At 40.0% G+C, this 18,978-nt stretch carries 16 protein-coding genes; 7 read left to right on the forward strand and 9 right to left on the reverse strand.

The window, feature by feature from the left end; all coding sequences use genetic code 11:
• Window positions 1–49: 49 nt before the first annotated feature.
• Genes K2F45_RS09715 through flxA form a run of 6 tightly spaced genes read right to left on the reverse strand, consistent with a single transcriptional unit; the run spans window position 50 to window position 5,807 of the window.
• Window positions 50–931 (reverse strand): LpxL/LpxP family acyltransferase, encoded by an 882-nt coding sequence (locus tag K2F45_RS09715; protein WP_088161037.1) that lies wholly within the window; start codon window positions 929–931, stop codon window positions 50–52.
• Window positions 932–945: 14 nt separating this feature from the next.
• A complete protein-coding gene (locus K2F45_RS09720; RefSeq protein WP_248933413.1) occupies window positions 946–1,182 on the reverse strand; it encodes an acyl carrier protein in 237 nt (78 codons plus the stop codon).
• Between the two features lie 9 nt (window positions 1,183–1,191).
• Window positions 1,192–2,418 (reverse strand): beta-ketoacyl-[acyl-carrier-protein] synthase family protein, encoded by a 1,227-nt coding sequence (locus K2F45_RS09725; protein WP_120334948.1) that lies wholly within the window; start codon window positions 2,416–2,418, stop codon window positions 1,192–1,194.
• A gap of 4 nt (window positions 2,419–2,422) precedes the next feature.
• On the reverse strand, window positions 2,423–3,154 hold the full coding sequence (flxB, locus tag K2F45_RS09730; RefSeq protein ID WP_248933414.1) for a flexirubin biosynthesis SDR family reductase FlxB: 732 nt from the start codon (window positions 3,152–3,154) through the stop codon (window positions 2,423–2,425).
• 15 nt (window positions 3,155–3,169) lie between these two features.
• On the reverse strand, window positions 3,170–4,285 hold the full coding sequence (locus tag K2F45_RS09735; RefSeq protein WP_248933415.1) for a WG repeat-containing protein: 1,116 nt from the start codon (window positions 4,283–4,285) through the stop codon (window positions 3,170–3,172).
• A complete protein-coding gene (flxA, locus tag K2F45_RS09740) occupies window positions 4,278–5,807 on the reverse strand; it encodes a flexirubin biosynthesis tyrosine ammonia-lyase FlxA (RefSeq protein ID WP_248933416.1) in 1,530 nt (509 codons plus the stop codon). Before flxA ends, K2F45_RS09735 begins: the two co-directional genes overlap by 8 nt.
• 127 nt (window positions 5,808–5,934) lie before the next feature.
• Between flxA and K2F45_RS09745 the strand changes: the two genes are divergently transcribed.
• The gene (locus tag K2F45_RS09745; protein WP_248933417.1) at window positions 5,935–7,179 is read left to right on the forward strand and encodes an NAD(P)/FAD-dependent oxidoreductase; all 1,245 of its coding nucleotides are present in this window, start codon (window positions 5,935–5,937) and stop codon (window positions 7,177–7,179) included.
• Here the strand turns inward: K2F45_RS09745 and xerD are convergent, their stop codons facing one another.
• Window positions 7,180–8,082, reverse strand: coding sequence for a site-specific tyrosine recombinase XerD (gene xerD, locus K2F45_RS09750; RefSeq protein ID WP_248933418.1), 903 nt, complete (start codon window positions 8,080–8,082; stop codon window positions 7,180–7,182). It abuts the gene before it with no gap.
• A gap of 250 nt (window positions 8,083–8,332) precedes the next feature.
• Between xerD and K2F45_RS09755 the strand changes: the two genes are divergently transcribed.
• A complete protein-coding gene (locus K2F45_RS09755) occupies window positions 8,333–11,188 on the forward strand; it encodes a M16 family metallopeptidase (protein ID WP_248933419.1) in 2,856 nt (951 codons plus the stop codon).
• Between the two features lie 135 nt (window positions 11,189–11,323).
• On the opposite strand, the gene K2F45_RS09760 is transcribed toward K2F45_RS09755, so the two are convergent.
• Window positions 11,324–12,184 carry a sigma-70 family RNA polymerase sigma factor gene (locus K2F45_RS09760; protein ID WP_028068906.1) on the reverse strand — a complete coding sequence of 287 codons (861 nt, stop codon included), beginning with the start codon at window positions 12,182–12,184 and terminating at the stop codon, window positions 11,324–11,326.
• Between the two features lie 390 nt (window positions 12,185–12,574).
• Between K2F45_RS09760 and K2F45_RS09765 the strand changes: the two genes are divergently transcribed.
• A complete protein-coding gene (locus K2F45_RS09765; RefSeq protein ID WP_046675813.1) occupies window positions 12,575–12,796 on the forward strand; it encodes a helix-turn-helix domain-containing protein in 222 nt (73 codons plus the stop codon).
• Here K2F45_RS09765 and fmt read toward each other — a convergent pair.
• Window positions 12,793–13,710: a methionyl-tRNA formyltransferase gene (gene fmt, locus K2F45_RS09770; RefSeq protein ID WP_248933420.1), complete on the reverse strand. Its 918-nt coding sequence runs from the start codon at window positions 13,708–13,710 to the stop codon at window positions 12,793–12,795. The genes K2F45_RS09765 and fmt overlap by 4 nt on opposite strands.
• A gap of 151 nt (window positions 13,711–13,861) precedes the next feature.
• Between fmt and K2F45_RS09775 the strand changes: the two genes are divergently transcribed.
• From K2F45_RS09775 to K2F45_RS09790, 4 genes are all read left to right on the forward strand, one after another.
• A complete protein-coding gene (locus tag K2F45_RS09775) occupies window positions 13,862–15,079 on the forward strand; it encodes an ABC transporter permease (protein WP_248933421.1) in 1,218 nt (405 codons plus the stop codon).
• 115 nt (window positions 15,080–15,194) lie between these two features.
• Window positions 15,195–17,318, forward strand: a complete 2,124-nt coding sequence (locus K2F45_RS09780) for a cation:proton antiporter (RefSeq protein WP_153847450.1) — start codon at window positions 15,195–15,197, stop codon at window positions 17,316–17,318.
• A gap of 25 nt (window positions 17,319–17,343) precedes the next feature.
• A complete protein-coding gene (gene icd, locus K2F45_RS09785; protein WP_248933422.1) occupies window positions 17,344–18,606 on the forward strand; it encodes an NADP-dependent isocitrate dehydrogenase in 1,263 nt (420 codons plus the stop codon).
• A 55-nt stretch (window positions 18,607–18,661) separates the two neighbouring features.
• A complete protein-coding gene (locus K2F45_RS09790) occupies window positions 18,662–18,919 on the forward strand; it encodes a hypothetical protein (RefSeq protein ID WP_075991983.1) in 258 nt (85 codons plus the stop codon).
• Window positions 18,920–18,978: the final 59 nt, after the last annotated feature.

Raw genomic sequence — 18,978 nt, forward strand, 5'->3', positions numbered from 1 at the left:
TGTTTTTTTTGTTTCTTCAGATAAATAATGTAAACAGAACTGTGGATGTTTATTGGGAATAGTCCTTCCAGAAATCGTAGAAGTTAAACCACTGCATTGGATATTTTTTGATCATATAGGTTAGCGACTGACAATAGGTTTGTAGCAAGCCTTGAGCGTCACGGTGTTTCACTTCCACTTCGCGTGCATAGAGATGATAGTGGAGCTTAGGTTCTTTCATGACATAGACAAAAATAACAGGAACCTTGAGCCTGGAAGCGATTAAAAATGGACCAGCTGGAAATTGTGTGTTTTTGCCCAGTAAATCTGCTGAAAGAGTTTTTGTGCCATCTAGATAGCGATCACCTGTAAAGACAATTAGTTCATTGTTTGTAAGTGCTTCATTGATGGCAAATACGTGGGAGAGGTCTTCTTGGATAACGATGAATTTTACGGTCGATTTACGCGATACTTTTGCCAAGTATGATTTGATGGCTTGATGTTCGCGGTCCGAAATAACCAGATTAATCTGATTTTCGATATTGATGTCCTCCAGGAAATAAGAGGCGATTTCAAAGTTACCGATATGTGCTGATAACAGGATACCACCGTTTTTTTTCTCCAAGGCGGATTTTAAAATCGCAATACCGTCAAATTCATAGCTGAATCTGTTGCGCATACCCGCAGCTATGGCTGTTTTATCGATCAGGATTTGACCGAAAGTAAAGTAACTCCGGTAAAATCCAATGAGCGTTGAAGGAAGTGAATATTTTAGTCGATATCTTAGGTAATAATAGATAGAACGGTTGCTACTCCAAGAAGTCAGGAAATAATAAAAAGCTACAAATACCAGCAGCAGATAAGCTGTACGGATTCCTAGCTTTTGAATACAGAATACAAAGATTCGATATCCTAAGACACTACCTTTCGATTGTCCTTTCCACTGACTCATTGGTAAACATTGACTTAGTTATGAGCTGTCTTACGTTTGATGAGGTCATAAAAATCTTGGAAGGTTTGGATATTTGTGAAATCGGCTTCGACCAATTTGACACCAAAATTGGACTCAATGATAACGACAAGATCGACATAATCCAAACTGTCTAAATTTAATGTATCTTTTAAATTTAGATTCGGTTGGATTAAATTAACATCCACTTCAAACTCATCAACAAGTATTTCGTTAATCTTTTCAGAAATCATTTTTATAAGTTAATCGTTTATTTTTTTAATGACTAATGCAGAGTTTGTTCCCCCAAAGCCAAAAGAATTGGACAAATATAGGTCAAATTCTTTAAATACGGTTTGTTTAACGATATTTAATTTGGCTGAATGTTCATCCGGATTTTCAAAATTAATGTTTGGAGCCATAAAACCATTTAACATCATGATGTTGGAATAGATGATCTCACTGGCGCCTGCCATCCAACATTCATGGCCTGTCATAGATTTTGTGGAGCTGACAAAAGGTTGGCTTTCACCGAATACCTGCAAGATAGCCTGTGCTTCATTGGCATCGCCTACAGGGGTGGATGTGGCATGTGCGTTGATGTAGGCAATATCGGAGGGTTTAACGCCAGCTTGTTTAATTGCGCGTTCCATGGCCAAGGCCGGTCCTTCGACATTTGGTGTAGAAATATGCCCTCCATTGGATGAAAATCCATAACCTACAATTTCCGCTAGGATAGGGGCTCCTCTACGTACCGCGGATTCATAACTTTCTATAATTATTGTAGCGGCGCCGCCAGAAGGTACCAATCCGGACCGATCTTTGTCAAAGGGACGTGATACTGTTGTAGCCGGCAGGGTATCATCTCCAAAAACACCTAAACCATCAAAACTGGCCATGGCATATTTATTGATCTCTTGCGCTCCACCACAGATAATCATATCTTGCATGCCACTTTTAATCAGGTTAAATCCAAGCCCTAGAGAATGGGATCCGGAGGCACAGGCGGCGGATATCGTCATGTTAATGCCTTTTAAACGGAATATCGTGGAGAGATTCATGGTTACCGTGGAGTTCATTGATTTAAAAATCGCTCCAGAACCTATCAGGCTGGTATCCTTTTTCTCGCGTACAATATCAACAGCTTCAATAATGGCTTTGGAGACCGAATCATTTCCATAGAGAATACCAATTTCATGTTCATCGAGAAAAGTATCGTCAATGGCTGCATTTTTTAAGGCTTCCATCGTAGCCAAATATGCATATTCTGTTTCTTCGCCAATGGATATTCGCTGACGGCGGTTCAATTCATGTTTTAAATTTGGTTGTGGAACGGCACCGGTTAATGCGGAACGAAATCCAAAAGTTTTTCGTTCTTCATCGAAGATAATCCCTGATTTTCCTTGTTGCAGAGAATCTTTTACTTCTTCCAATGATGTCCCCAAGCAGGAATATATTCCCATCCCCGTGATCACTACTCTTTGCTCCATAAATTTACGAATAAATTCCTCCATTTATATTAATTACTTCCCCCGTAATATAGCCAGCTTTTGAAGAAGCTAAAAAGGTGACGAGGTCAGCGACTTCCTCAGGTTCTCCAAATCTATTGGCCGGAATCAATTTTTTTAGTTCCTTTTCGTCCATATCGGCAGTCATGTCACTGTGAATAAATCCAGGTGCCACAGCATTGACGGTGATATTCCGTTTGGCAACCTCCTGAGCCAGCGCTTTAGTGGCACCTAGCAAAGCCGCTTTGGCCGCCGAATAGTTGGTTTGACCAGCTGTACCTTTCACACCGGATACGGAAATCATATTGATGATACGACCATAACGCTGGCGTAACAGTTTCTGTATAAAAAATTGGGTAACATGATAGAAACCATTGACAGTTGTGTTGATTACCGAGGACCAATCTTCAGCTGGCATCCACATAAACAAGCCATCTTTGGCTATACCGGCATTGTTGACGATAACCTCAAGCTGAGCTTCGGGATGGCTCGATTCCCAGGTAGATAAGGCCTTGTCGACTGCGGATTTATCTGCGACGTCGAATTTTAGAAGCGAACCACTACCGCCCTTTGCTTCTATAGCAGCAAGTGTTTCTAATGCTGCAGTTTCATTATGCTGAAAGTTGATCAACACATGATAGCCCAATTCTTGAGCCAGTTTAAGACAAATTGCCCTGCCAATTCCCCTTGATCCTCCTGTAACTAAAGCGCATTTCATCCTACAATATGTATATTAATTTTGAAATAATTCTGCATTATCAAACCATTTGTTCCCTAAAAGGTTTCCTTTGGTGTCAATAAATCCCCATTTGCCATTGAGTTTAACTCGCGCTAAACCATCGATAAATCCCTTCTCCTGTTTCTTAAACGTTAGCGCCGCAGTAATCTCATATTGAAAGGGGATGATAACTTTGGCATTTTTATCGATGAATCCCCATTTACTGTTTTTAACTGCAGCGAGGCCCTCCGGAGAAAATGAAAGGGCATCCTGATAGGCCGTAGGGATGACCATTTTACCTGTAGTATCAATATATCCCCATTTCCCATTTAATTTCACGGGCGCTAGACCTTCCTGAAAATTTCGCGCATCATCATAAGTTGCAGGTATCACCCATTTGCCATCCGATGCCATAAAACCGATTTTATTTCCTTGCTGAACAAGGATAAAGTCGGGGTTGTCAATATTTTCAATTTTTGAAATACCGGGGAGAGCAATTTCTTTTTGACCAGATACGAGAAACCAGTTGTTCTGTTTTTTTGCCCATACCAATCCAACATTAAAATCGCCGATATCATCATAATTTGGAGCGACGACCTCTTTTCCCTGATTGTCAATGACACCCCATTTTTTATTTTTGGCGACTTTAGCGTAGCCATCCTTAAATGGACGGATGACATCATAAGTTGGTGGAAGCACAACCTCTTGTTTGTTGTTGATGAGACCGACTAAATTGGTCGCATCACGATAAAAAGCAACACCATCATTGAATTCATAAACCCGCTTGCTAGAGATCGACTTCAATTCCTGCCCGAGAGAGTCGATGTAAAGCCAACCGCTTGCAGATTTCACCATCGCCATTCCCTGACTGAAGGATTTGGCATTGACGTATTGAGGTTGAATAATATAATTCGCATCTTTATCTACAAATCCCCACCTGCTACCATCATAAACAGCAATCTTTCCTTCGGATTGATCTTGAGCATTTTTGAATTGAGGTGTAATCTGAAACGATCCATCTTTATTGATAAATCCGACAAGTCCCTTTTCTTGTACCCGCGCCAATTGTTGCGCAGATGCGAAGGTGCATGATAGTATAAATAATCCGCCGAATGTGAGCCTTTTAATCATGATTTTTATTGATTAAGTATTCTTTTACTTTTTTAATAATCGGATACATTACTTGATCCTCGGCAAAGGCCGGAAACAAATTACGGAGGTCCGTATACCAAGATAGTGTTTCTTTGGCTAATTTTTCCTGACAACCTAAATGGTCAATTGCCTGCGCTAAAGTAATAAATTCTATCGCCAGCACTTCAAAGGAATTTTCGATGATCTGACTGCATGACATTGCTGCATTCGTACCCATGCTAACAATATCTTGGTTGTCATTATTGTTGGGAATGCTATGGATGTAGAGCGAAGTGCTTAGCGCTTGGGATTCCGCTGTTGTGGAAGTTGCCGTAAATTGGACACCCTGCATGCCAAAATTTAGTCCTAATGTGCCTAAATTTACGAAAGGCGGGAAAATCTCATTGATCTTGCTGTTGAGTAGATAATTCAATTGTCTTTCCGCAAGCATTGTCATCTTGGTCATAACCAATTTAAGTTTATCCATTTCCAGTGAAATATAGTCGCCATGAAAATTGCCGCCATGATACACATGTTGATCGTTTAGATCAATGATGGGATTGTCGTTGGCTGAATTTAGTTCATGCTCAAGCACGGTGCCTGCATTGTTAATGGTATCCGAAACCGGACCCAATATTTGCGGAACACAACGGACGGAATAATATTCCTGTACTTTGTCTTTGAAAATATCCTCTTGATTTTCACCGGTATACAGGTGGTCCTCGCGTTTTCGAATCAACTTACTGCTTGCAAGGTGACTGCGCATTTTTTTGGCAATAGCTTGTTGTCCAGGATGCTTTTTGCTTTGATTTAACGCTTCCGAAAAATGATCGTCATAAGCTTGAACGATTTCATTGATTGCACAGGCTGCTTTGATGGACCAAGATAAGGCCTTTTGCGCATGGTTCCAGTTTAGTATCCCAATCCCGGTCATGACCGAAGTTCCATTGATCAGTGCCAAACCCTCACGTAGAACAATCTGAAGAGGGGCCAGGCCTTCGGCATCAAAAGCCTGTTTGGTTGGAATTCGTTCGTTTTTATACATTACCTCACCCTCACCAATTAATACGAGGGCCAAATGTGCGAGCTGTACGAGATCACCACTGGCACCGACACCACCGTGTGCAAAAATAACTGGATAAATATCGCGGTTGATCAATTCTCTCATCAAAGCAATGGTGGATTTATGGACTCCTGAATAACCGAGAGTTAATGTATTTAAGCGTGCTAAAATCGTGCTTTTTACCTGAAGCGGATCAAGAAGTCGTCCTGTTCCTGAGGCGTGGCTGCGAATTAGGTTGTATTGAAGTTTAGTGCGGTCTTCGTCTTTAATTCGATATTGAGCCATGGGGCCAAAACCGGTATTGACACCATAAATTACTTTGTTTTCAGCAAATTTCTGAAGAAAATTGTGGCTAGCGTCTACTTTTTCCCAAATATCGTCATCGATATCCAATTTTTCGTTTCCGTAGGTTATTTGGATAAACTGTTTTAAATCTAAATGGTTGGTGAGTAAGCTCATGATTTATGGGGTAGCAATTTTGAAAAACTCTCGAAATTGTTTTTTTTATTTTATTTTTTGTGAATAGATTTGGCAATTATTAATCAGGCACGAAATTAATATTTTTTTCTTTTAATCAAAGCGTATAATGAACGTTGAACAGGTTGACATTTTGATCATCGGGGCGGGACCTTCCGGTTCGGTTGCTGCTGGGTATTTACAAAAACAGGGGGCAAGGGTAAAGGTTGTTGAAAAAAGCCAGTTTCCGAGAATCGTGGTAGGAGAGAGTCTGATACCGCGCGTGATGGATCATTTTGATGAAGCCGGGCTGTTTGATGCGTTGGATGCGCAAGGTTTCGAAAAGAAATTTGGAGCGCGGTTTATACGCGGGAAAGAAGTCTGTATTTTCGATTTTTCAGACAAATTTTCTGAAGGTTGGGATTGGACCTGGCAGATACCGAGAGCTGATTTCGATCAGGAAATGGCGAATGAGCTTATACGTAAAGAAGTAGATCTTTCCTTCGGTACAGAAGTAACTGACGTACAATTTGATGGTGCAAAATCGATCACTACGGTATGCGATAGCCAAGGTGTTGAAACAAAAATAGAGGCAAACTTTCTGATCGATTGTTCAGGTTATGGTCGAGTTTTGCCCCGCATGTTAAATTTGGACCAACCCTCACGTTTAAGCCCTCATTCGGCGATATTCAGCCATGTCAATGATGTTAATCGACCGCTAGGGCAAGAAGGTAGTCTGATTTCTTTTGATATATTGGAAACGCAGGTTTGGTTGTGGGTAATTCCATTTTCCAATGGCAATACTTCTGTTGGAATTGTGGGGCCAACTTCGTTCATCGAAAGTCTGGGGGAAGATACGACTACAGCGCTAAATAAGGCTATTCAACTGTCCGATTACTATGTTAAGCGGTTTGGTGATGTCCCTTTTGTTTTTGAACCCCGTAAGTTGAGTAATTATTCTACCGCGGTGAGCAAAATGTATGGGCCAGGGTATGCCTTAACCGGTAATAGTTCCGAATTCCTGGACCCTGTTTTTTCTTCCGGTGTGTGTTTCGCTACAGAATCTGGTATTTTGGCGGCGAAGTTAGCTTTAAGGCAGATCGAGGGTGAAACAGTGGATTGGCAGTCAGAATTTGAAGACTATATGAAAGATGGGATTGCAGTTTTTACAACATATATACAGGAATGGTATACAGGCAATCTGCAGGAGTTATTTTATCATCAACCCGAAAACCCGGAGGTGAAACGTAGCATTTGTGCAATATTAGCGGGATACGTGTGGGATAAAAACAATCCATTCGTTTTGAAACACGATCGTGTGGTGAAAAATTTGGCACATCTTATCCGAATGTCCAAGCAGGAGAAATCGATATAGTTAAGATCTGGGGTGATATTGCGTAATAATGGAATGAAGGTAGTCCCTATCGATGTGTGTATATATTTCGGTCGTGGTGATACTTTCATGACCGAGCATATCTTGTACAGCTCTTAAGTCGGCACCGCCTTCCACAAGGTGTGATGCAAAGCTATGTCTAAAGGTATGTGGGCTGATGGTTTTTTGTAACCCGATTTTTGCGGCAAGTTCCTTAATGATCAAGAAGATCATAACCCGCGATAATGCGGCGCCTCTTCTGTTGAGGAATACAATATCTTCATTTCCGGCCTTAATCTTGATATGAGGTCTGACCGTTTCTAAGTAGATGCGAAGGTGTTTAATGGCGTGTTGGCCAATTGGAATTAGGCGTTCTTTGCTTCCTTTGCCCTCAACTTTGATAAATTCTACATCTAAAAAAAGGTTTGATATTTTGAGGTTGACAAGTTCGGAAACACGGAGACCACATCCGTATAAGATTTCGATGATCGTTTTATTACGTTCACCTTCGGGTGAAGAAAGATCGATTGCCGAGATTAATTGATCGATCTCCTGTATGCTCAAAACGCTGGGCAGCTTGCGTGCCAAGCGTGGCGCCTGAAGGAGATCGGTCGGATTGTTGACGAATTCATGCTCGATCATCAAAAAGCTAAAGAAAGTCTTAAGGCCAGATATCAACCTGGATTGTGTGAAGGGCGAAATATTAAATTCCTGCAACCAAGCCAAAAACTCCTGTATATTCTTTCTCGTTACGGTGTTTAAAACCAAATGATTGTCTTCACAGTAGATCTGAAATTTGGATACATCATTTAAGTATGCATCAATTGAATTAATGCTCAAGCCTCTTTCGAACTTTAAGAATTGTTCGAATTCCTTTTTTATATCACTCCAGTTTTCAAAATCCATTTGCAACAAAATTACAATTAACTGTTGTTCTTTTCGAAAGTTATTCTGTATTTTTAGCTGGAATTTTTACAGATTATAAGTAACACAAAGAGACGTTCCCTAATGGAGGGACCCGGTTCCTCCTTGGATAATGAAAAAAGTATTGATCTGTATTTTACTATTTATCGGGACAATTGATCTCCAGTTCCGTTTACCCTAATATAAAACAATTAGCAAAAATAACTGACTAAAAAAAAAGACATTTTTTTGTATGAAATTCATTAAACCACTTGCATTAGCTTTTCTGTTACCGGCGACATTCTATATTGCAGAAGCAAAAAAGCCAACTACGTTAACCGCGGAAGCACGGGCAATTCTATCCCAAGATAGTTTGGCCCTGAATCAAAAATTACCCTTCGACAACGAAGTCATCACGGGGAAGCTGAAAAATGGATTTACATACTTCATTCGTAAAAATAGCGAGCCTAAGGGGCGTGTCACCATGTATTTGGGCATGAAGGCCGGCTCTATTCTGGAAAATGAAAAACAGCTTGGTTTGGCACATTTTTTAGAGCATATGAACTTCAATGGCCTGAAGCATTTTCCAAAGAATGAATTGGTTAACTACTTGCAAAAGGCAGGAGTTCGATTTGGCTCGGATCTGAATGCCTATACGAGCTTTGATCAGACAGTTTATCAGCTACCAATTCCTTCTGATGATCCTGAACTTTTAAAAAATGGTTTGCAGGTGATGCGCGACTGGGCTCAGGATGCTTTGTTGGATGGCGAAGAAATTGATAAAGAGCGGGGCGTTATCCTCGAAGAAAAACGTGGTGGAAGAGGAGTGCAGCAGCGTTTACAGGATCAATACTTTCCGATGTTGCTCAATGGATCCCTTTACTCCAAACGTTTGCCTATCGGAACTGAACAGATCCTGAAAACATTTCCTTATACAGAAATACGAAAATTCCACCAGGATTGGTATCGCCCAGATTTACAGGCTCTAATCATTGTTGGCGATATTGATCCTAAGGAAATGGAAGAAAGGGTGAAAGTTTTGTTTTCCGATATGAAAATGCCAAAAAAAGCATTGGAGCGTAAAAAATATCGTGTTGATTTGTTAAACAAGAACCAGTTCTTGGCAATTTCAGATCCGGAACTGCCTTATACCGTCGCGCAGATTTTGATCAAAAGTGAAAAAGAAAAAGTTTCCACCGTAGGAGATTATAGAAACGAGTTGTTGAAGAGTGTTTTCAATCAGATGATCGCAGGTCGTTTTTCTGAATTGATGCAGCAACCGAACCCTCCTTTTATGCAGGCAGGTGGAAGTATCAGTGATTTTGTTGCTAACCTCAATACTTTTTCATTGCTGGTGGTCCCAAAACCGGGCGAGTTGGAATCCGGATTTAAAGCGATGCTAACAGAATTTGAGCGCATTCAAAAATACGGTTTTACACAGACGGAGTTGGATCGTGCCATCGCAGATATGAAAAAAGGTAACGAGATGTCTTTTATCGAGCGTGATAAAAAGAAATCGGATAGTTACGTCAATCGTTATCTAAATTATTTTATTGATGATGAACCCGCTTTAAGTAATGAAAATGCTTATCGTTTGACTAAACAGCTGTTACCAACGTTGAAGCTGTCAGAAGTAAATGGCTTGGTGAAAAAATATTATACCGATCTGAACCGCGATGTTTTGGTTATGGGGCCAGAGAAGGATAAGGCCAGTTTACCGGCTGAGTCTACCGTAATGAGCTGGGTAAAAGCAGTTGAAGAGACTCCTGTGACAGCTTATGAAGATAAAGTGTCCAATCTTCCCTTGCTTTCAAAAGAACCGGTGAAAGGCGCTGTTGTATCGTCAAGAAATATTGACGCCGTTCGAGCGAAAGAATTGACCTTAAGCAATGGTGTTAAAGTGATCTTAAAGCCTACGGACTTTAAAAATGATGAGATACAGATTATGGCGTATAGCCCCGGTGGAACATCAGGCTATAACGATGCTGATTACTTTTCGGCCTCCAATGCATCCTCTTTAATTGATGCAAGCGGCGTTGGACAAATGAATAACGTTGAGCTTACGAAGTATCTTTCGGGAAAAGATGTTTCGATCTCTCCGTACATTTCTGAACGCTACGAAGGTATCTCAGGTAGTACAGATAAAGAAGGATTGAAGAATGCTTTTGAATTGATTTATGGTTATTTTACTGAACCTCGCTTGGACGAGGATATTTTCCAGAGTACCATGACCCGGGCAAAAGGATCTTTGGAAAATAGATTGAGCAATCCAAATAATGTATTCTCGGATAAAGTGAAAGAAGTGCTTTATGGCAACAATGTCCGTCGGCAAAACCCAACGGTAGAAACGATCAATAAAATTGATCGGGAGCGTGCTTTGGCAATCTACAAAGAACGATTTGCGGATGCTTCGGATTTTGTGTTTACAATTGTGGGGTCATTTGACGAAAATCAGATCAAGCCTTATTTAGAAACCTATCTTGCCTCATTGCCGGCCCTTAAAAGAGGGGAGAGCTATAAGGATTTAAATATTCTGGAGCCGAGCAAGGGAGAGCGCGTGGTTGTTCATAAGGGAAAAGAAGAAAAGGCAAGTACGCAATTGGCCTACTATGGGGACTATACCTATAATGAAACTGAAAATGTTAATATGGAAGCATTGGAGAGTGTTTTGACGATCAAATTGCTTGAAAGACTCCGTGAAAAAGAAGGTGGTGTTTATGGAGTGGGCGCTCGGGCTAGTTTTAGTAAGCTGCCAAAAGCGCGTTATGCTTTCTCCATTGGTTTTGGTTCCGCAGTAGATAAGGCTGATGCTTTAATCGCTTCGGCATTGGATGAGGTAAAAAAGATTCAGGAACAGGGCCCCGAAAATGGAGATATTGAGAAGTTCCTAGCAGAACAACAGCGACAAAATGAATTAAATCTTCGTGAAAATGGCTATTGGCTGAATTACATATCAAGTTCATATCAGAATGATCTTGATCTTACGCGATATACACGAAGAATAGACAATTTGAAGAAGGTAACTTCAAAGTCGGTGCAGGACGTTGCCGGGAAATATTTGAAAAGAGATCGACTTTTTGAATTTATTTTGATGCCGGATTCTAAATAACAGGTGTCTTGGAAAATAGAAAAAGGGTTGCCTGCTCAGTAGGCAACCCTTTTTCTATTGGACAAAAAATTATGGACAAAAAAATCCCAACCATTTCTGATTGGGATTGCCAAAATGTTTAATAAGTATCTCTTGTTAACCCAAATAGGATTTTAAGATTTTGCTTCTTGAAGTGTGTCTCAAACGCTGAAGAGCTTTATCTTTGATCTGACGAACACGTTCACGTGTCAAATTGAATTTCTCTCCGATTTCCTCTAACGACAATTGGTGATTGGAACCTAAGCCAAAGAAAAGTACGATAATTTCACGTTCTCTTTCTGTCAATGTTGCCAATGATCGTTTGATTTCTTCTGATAGAGATTCATCAATCAAAGAACTGTCTGTGTCTGGATCATGGTTCTCCAAAACGTCCAAAAGTGTGTTTTCTTCACCTTGAACAAAGGGAGCGTCCATAGATACGTGACGGCCAGAGTTGCTTAGGGTATCCGAAACCTTGTCTACTGTGGTTTCAAGGATATCCGCCAATTCTTCTGGAGATGGTTCCCGTTCGTATTCTTGTTCTAGTTTTGAGAAAGCCTTACTGATTTTGCTCAATGAACCGACTTGGTTCAATGGCAGACGTACGATACGCGATTGTTCAGCAATTGCTTGAAGAATAGATTGGCGAATCCACCAAACGGCATAAGAAATGAATTTAAACCCCTTTGTCTCGTCAAAACGTTTAGCTGCTTTAATTAAGCCCAGGTTACCTTCATTGATTAAATCACCTAAGGTTAAACCTTGATTTTGATATTGTTTTGCTACTGATACTACGAAACGAAGGTTGGTTTTAGTCAATTTTTCCAAGGCAACTTGATCGCCTTCGCGGATACGCTGTGCTAATTCTACTTCTTCTTCTGCTGTAATTAAGTCTACTTTACCAATTTCGTGTAAGTATTTGTCCAAAGACTGTGACTCACGATTGGTGATAGATTGTGTAATTTTGAGCTGTCTCATTAATTTTTATTAATTCTCCTCTCTAAGAAATGTTTGCGAAAATACGAAAAATTTTTGAATTATTAATGGAAAATTGATTATCTAGCCACTCATATTTAATGAGTTAGGTTTTTTTGAGTTTCAATTTTTAATCATCAAAAACTATTCCATTTTAATATTTTTTTTCTTCTTATCTGTTGCTGTAATATTCAACTGTTTGATATTTAAAGTGCTAAAGGGTTTAATTTTTTTTTCTTATTCTAGACAATTTAACTCGACGGTAGCTGATTTATTATGCAATATGCATTCCTCAAATTTATTTTAAAATGATAATTTTATGATAAAACAAAAAGATGGATCTTTTGTTTTATTAGTGACATTAAATAAATTTAAAAGAATAAAAATTATATTATGCCAATCTTAATTCACTTGGATAAAATAATGAAAGAGAAAAAAATGTCGCTTAACCAATTGAGTGACAATGTCGGAATTACCCTTTCCAATCTTTCAATCATCAAGAATCAAAAGGCGAAGGCATTGCGATTAGATACCCTTGAAGCGATATGCAAAGCGCTAGACTGTCAGCCTGGTGATCTGCTGCAATATTATGATGGTGGTGATGAAAAAGGCTAAAATCGATAGCCTTTTAAAAAATCGACTACATTCATTCTTTTCTTCCCTTCGAGTTGAAGGTCAGAAATGACAATATAGCCGTCTTGCGCCGCAATTTTTAAGAAACTTTTCTTGTCAGTTTCTATGGTTCCCGGTATTGTAGCTGTATTGACAAGTTCTTTTTCTGTACTATAGATTTTTAGGACCTTATCATTTAAGAGGGTAAATGCCGCTGGATAGGGGCTTAAACCGCGAATGAAGTTATACACTTGTGCCGTGGGCTGATCCCAGTTTATTTTACAGTCTTCTTTGAAAATTTTTGGAGCATGTTTGAGTGGCTCCGTTGTTAGAAGGACTTCCTGAGGTTTTGGCTGCAGGGTTCCAGCCTTTAATTGCTGGATGGTTTGCAGAAGAGTTTCTGCTCCGGCCACCATGAGATTATCGTGAAGATCGCCCGCGTTGTCCGTTTCTTTGATCGCAACTTTTTTCGACAATAAGATGTTTCCTGTATCGATTTCGTGCTGTAGTAAAAATGTCGTTACGCCCGATTCTTTCTCTCCATTGATGATTGCATGATTTATCGGTGCTGCGCCCCGGTATTGCGGAAGGAGTGAGGCGTGGACATTGATTGTTCCAAATTTAGGCATATTCCAGACGATCTCGGGAAGCATGCGGAATGCTACCACAACCTGTAGATCCGCCTGAAAACTTTTCAGTTCATCTAAAAATGCCTCATCACGGAGTTTCACTGGTTGAAGAACTGGGATATTATGTTGCGTAGCAAATATTTTCACAGCAGATTCATGTATTTTTTGTCCACGTCCTGCAGGTTTGTCCGGTACCGTAACCACAGCGACAACTTGTTCGCCAGACTGAATCAGTGCTTTAAGTGAAGCTACAGCAAAATCGGGAGTACCCATGAAAATAATACGCATAATACTTGTAATTTATATAAAACTCTTTAAACCAGTACAGGGGCCTCCTCGTTGAATAGCCTACTGAAAAAACGCCTAATTATTTGTCATTTCAGTTTTGTAAATAACAAATTTTTATAACTTTGCGAAGTTACATAAATATATTGAAAGCTTGAATTTTCCTTATTTTTTAGCAAATCGGATCGCATTTTCTGGAAAAAGAACGTTCTCAAAATTGATCGTTCGGGTGACTATTGGTGCAATTGCTCTTGCTATTGCAGCGATTATCATATCTATTGCGGTATTGCGCGGATTTAAGGGAGAGATTATCAGTAAGCAACGGAGTTTTTTTGCCGATGTATTGGTTTTACGTTACGACCTGAATAAGTCTTATGAAAATTCACCCATAACACTTACACCGGAGGTTCGTAAGTCCATATTGGCGATTCCCCAAGTCAACTCAATCAGTTCCTTTGCGACCAAGGCCGGGATTATTAACGTCAACGATGAAGTTGAAGGAGTGGTTCTTAAAGGTATTGATTCCTTGTATAATCAGCAGCCCTTTCAACGTATGCTGGTGGAAGGAAGTATGATAGACTTTAAATCGGATAATGCGGATAATCAGATTTTGGTGTCCAAGTATCTCGCAGATCGACTGCTCCTAAAAGTCGGTGACGATTTTATTATGTATTTCGTGCAGGATCCTATACGTAAACGTAAATTTGTCATTAAGGGTATTTTTAATACAGGCTCCGAAGAATTAGATAAGGTCTATGTGATCGGGTCTCTCAATGTCATTCGTAAACTGAGCAACCTCGATGATCATGAAGTAGGGGGCTATGAGGTTCGGATTAAAGATTTTAGTCAGCTCGAACAGACAACGAACAAGGTTGAAGATCTGTTGCCCATCGATATGCAGGCAATCAATATCAAGGATCAGGTCCCTGATATTTTTCAATGGCTGGAATTGCTTGATATGAACACCAAAATCATTTTTATACTGATGACGGTCGTTGCTATTATCAATATGATCTCCGCCTTGCTGATCACCATTCTTGAGCGGACTTCAATGATAGGCATCTTAAAGGCGTTGGGGTACCACAATGCCGGGATTCGCCGCGTCTTCATGTACAGTGCCTTGTATCTCATCGGTCTGGGATTATTAATCGGTAATCTTATTGGCTTAGGTTTTTACTTTTTTCAGGATTTTACCCATTTCTTTAAATTGGATGAGAAGACTTACTATATCTCTTATGTGGCCGTTCAACTTCAATGGTCTGATGTGATTTTGGTCAATTTGGCTGTCGTGTTTATCGGAATGATCTCATTATTTATTCCGTCAATGCTAATTACCAAGATTAGTCCGATCAAAGCCATTTCTTTTAAGTAACACTACTTTTAGGCTTCGCTTTCTTGAAAAAATCGTATTTTTAGTGCTGTTAACTATTTTTCGAGCTGTATAGAAAAATAAGTATATACATATTACGGCTAGTATACAAGCACTTATGAATAAAACTTTTGAGCATATTTCCCACGCTTTCGAAGCGCCTTTACAAAATCCTGTACTTATATTTTCGCTGGTACTTTTTATTATCCTGTTGTCACCGATCGTATTGCGACCGATTAAGGTTCCGGGTATTATTGGATTGATTATATCTGGCGTTATTATTGGACCACATGGACTCAACTGGTTGGAAAAAAACTCGGCTATCACACTGTTTTCAACAATAGGCCTGCTCTATATCATGTTTATCGCTGGTTTGGAGTTAGATATGAATGAGTTTAAAAAGACCAAGAATAAGAGTTTACTTTTTGGCTTTTTAACATTTATTGTTCCGATCAGTATTGGCTATCCCGTTTGTCATTTTTTATTGGGCTACGGTGTTTTACCGAGTTTGTTGATATCAAGCATGTTTGCTACCCATACGCTGGTTTCTTATCCCATCGTAAATAGCTATGGTATTTCTAAAATGGAGGCTGTTGCGATCACGATAGGTGGAACAATCCTGACGGATACGGCCGTGTTGATAATTCTTGCGGTGATTACCGGCGTTTCCCAGGGAAATATTGGCAATGAATTTTGGATTACCCTGACGATTTCCTTTGCTATTTTCCTGTTTATCATGTTTGGTGTTATTCCCAGGATTGCAAAATGGTTTTTTGAACGCTTGGGGAGTGAGAAGACATCCAATTATATCTTCGTGCTCTCCGTCGTGTTTTTTGCTGCATTTTTAGCGGAAATTGCCGGCCTTGAGCCGATTATTGGGGCTTTCGTTGCGGGTCTGGCCCTCAATAAACTGATACCACACTCTTCCGCTTTGATGAACCGAATTGAGTTTATCGGCAATGCGATTTTTATTCCTTTCTTCTTGATATCTGTGGGGATGATTGTCGATGTCAGCGTGATTTTGAAGGGGCCGCAGGCACTTATTATTGCTGGAACACTGACCGTTGTGGCTATCGTCGGTAAATATGTGGCCGCATGGTTGACGCAGCTCGTTTTTAAATATAGCCGTGGTCAGCGCAATCTGATATTTGGTTTAAGTAGTGCTCATGCTGCTGCAACACTAGCTGTAATCATGGTTGGACATAAGAACGGTATTATCGATGAGAATGTGCTTAATGGTACGATTCTGTTGATTTTGGTTACCTGTATTGTCGCTACAGTGGTTACCGGAAATGCCTCGCGTAAAGTGGTTATGGATGGTGAACAGGACGAAGAACATACAGATGTGGTGAAGGAAAAAGATGAAAACATCTTGATATCTATCGCTAACATGGATAATATGGAGCCTATTTTGGATTTTTCAACCTATATTAAAAGTAAGAAATGTTCCTATCCAGTCAATATCGTGTCCGTTGTGAAGGATAATGAGCAGGCTCAATTAAACATGTCCAAAGCACGGAAGAACCTGGATAACATGGTCAGGTATGCTTCGGGTAGTGAAACAAACGTTAATATCAGTGCCACAATAGATTTAAACATTGCTAGCGGGGTTGCACGGTCGGCAAAAGAAGTTTCTGCCAATTGTATTGTTTTGGGCTGGCCGAGTGCGGCCAATTTTATGGATAAGTTTGTTGGAGAAAAAACGGAAAGTATCTTAAACAGAACCTCGGCTAATGTGATGTTATGTCATTTTAAAAAACCTTTTATTTCTAATAAATCCATTGTCGTTTTTGCACCACCCATGTGCGAGGCAGAATTTGGGTTCGAGTATTGGCTGGAGAAGGTTGTTAAACTGGCGCAGGAGCTATCCGTTCCGGTAACATTTGTTGTTGATGAACGCTCTGCTGCCGCCATTAAAGAACATCTTGTTGAGCTGAAAAATTCTGTTCCTGTTACCTTTGAACATTACGATGCCTGGGACAATTTGCAGGGCCTTAAAGCGTTTAAGGAAGAAGATGCGATGTTTATTTTTGTTTCGGCCAGAAATGGAGAAGTTTCCTATCGTGATTCTCTGGATGGGGTAGCAAAGAAATTAGATCGTATTTATGCAAACGAAAATCTTGTTTTAGTGTTTCCTAGTAGAGTGGAAAATGCACACATCGACGAGTATGAAGATGTCGAAGCAGCTCCAATCTTTAGAAAAATTAGCAAAGAGATCGGAAATATGTTTAATAAGGGATAGTAATTGTCCGTTAAAATTGAAGGTTATGTCAAATAAGATTACAATGTCAAGTGAAGGAACTTTACAGGTTCCAGATTTTCCAACAATTCCTTTTATTATCGGCGACGGTATTGGTCCTGATCTTTGGCATGCGGCAGTGCGTGTTTTTGATCAAGCGGTGGAGAAAGCGTATGATGGAAAACGGAAAATAACATGGAAGGAGGTGCTGGCAGGTGAAAAAGCTTTTAACGAAACAGGCGAATGGCTGCCAAAAGATACCCTAAATGTACTAAAAGAATACCTCGTTGGAATTAAAGGGCCACTAACCACGCCAGTAGGTGGCGGAATCCGTTCTTTGAATGTTGCTTTGCGTAAGGATTTGGATCTCTATGTATGTCAAAGGCCGACAAAATGGTTTGTGGGCGTACCTTCGCCAGTCAAACATCCGGAATATGTGGATATGGTGATTTTTCGTGAAAATACGGAGGATATTTATGCTGGAATAGAGTTTCAGGCGGGAACAGCTGAAGCCAACAGGTTCCAGGATTTCTTGCATGACGAGCTTAATATTGATTATAATTTCTCGGCCACGACAGGAGTTGGTGTCAAGCTGGTTTCTGAGGAAGGGTCGAAAAGACTGGTCCGTGCGGCAATAGAGCATGCTATTCATCACAATTTACCTTCAGTGACGATTGTTCACAAAGGAAATATCATGAAATTTACGGAGGGTGCTTTTAAGATTTGGGGGTATGAGGTTGCTGAAACGGAATTTGCCGACAAAACGTATACCTGGGGACAATGGGAGCGAACGAAAGCAGAAAAAGGTGCGGAGGTTGCTAATCAGGAACAAAAAGCCGCCTTGGATTCAGGTAAAATTTTGATTAAAGATATTATTGCCGACAATTTTTTACAGCAGATCTTACTTAATCCACGGGATTTTTCTGTTGTGGCAACTTTAAATCTGAACGGTGATTATATTTCTGATGCGCTGGCCGCAATGGTTGGCGGTATAGGGATCGCACCGGGAGCTAATATCAATTTTAAAACAGGGCATGCTGTTTTTGAAGCTACTCACGGTACAGCACCTCGTTTTGCAAATACCAATACCATGAATCCTTCGTCGGTTATTTTAAGCGGTGTTATGCTACTCGAATACCTTGGATGGACAGAAGCAGCGGCGGCAATTGTTAAGGCCTTGGGCGAAACTATAATTGCCAGGACCGTGACCGTAGATTTTTACAATTTAATGGATGATGCTACATTAGTCAAAACAAGTGAATTTGCCGATCGAATTATCGAAAAAATATAAGAATTTTATTTTCTGAGATATTAAGCAGAAATTTGAATAAAATTTCTGCTTTTTTATGGATTACAATCAGCTTCCTCCTTTTATAAGGGAATCGAATATTTTTACGGAAAACGAGAAAATTAGGTTGGCTCAGATCGAACGTTTACCCACTCCACATGAGGTAGATGATATAACTAGTCTCCCTGAAATTTACGAATTGCTAAATGCCTTTATTGGCGATCAATCCGCCCGTAATACCCATCTTCAACTTAAAGCTAAGGAGTATTTGCAAGATAATCAGATAGATATGGCTTGGAAAGTACTGCTTATTTGATGTTTTTTGCATTGAATTAGGTGTTTGTTGTGCGATCTTTTTATTGAAATCATTTAGAA

It is taken from the genome of Sphingobacterium siyangense (assembly GCF_023277505.1).
Taxonomy (GTDB): Bacteria; Bacteroidota; Bacteroidia; order Sphingobacteriales; family Sphingobacteriaceae; genus Sphingobacterium; species Sphingobacterium siyangense.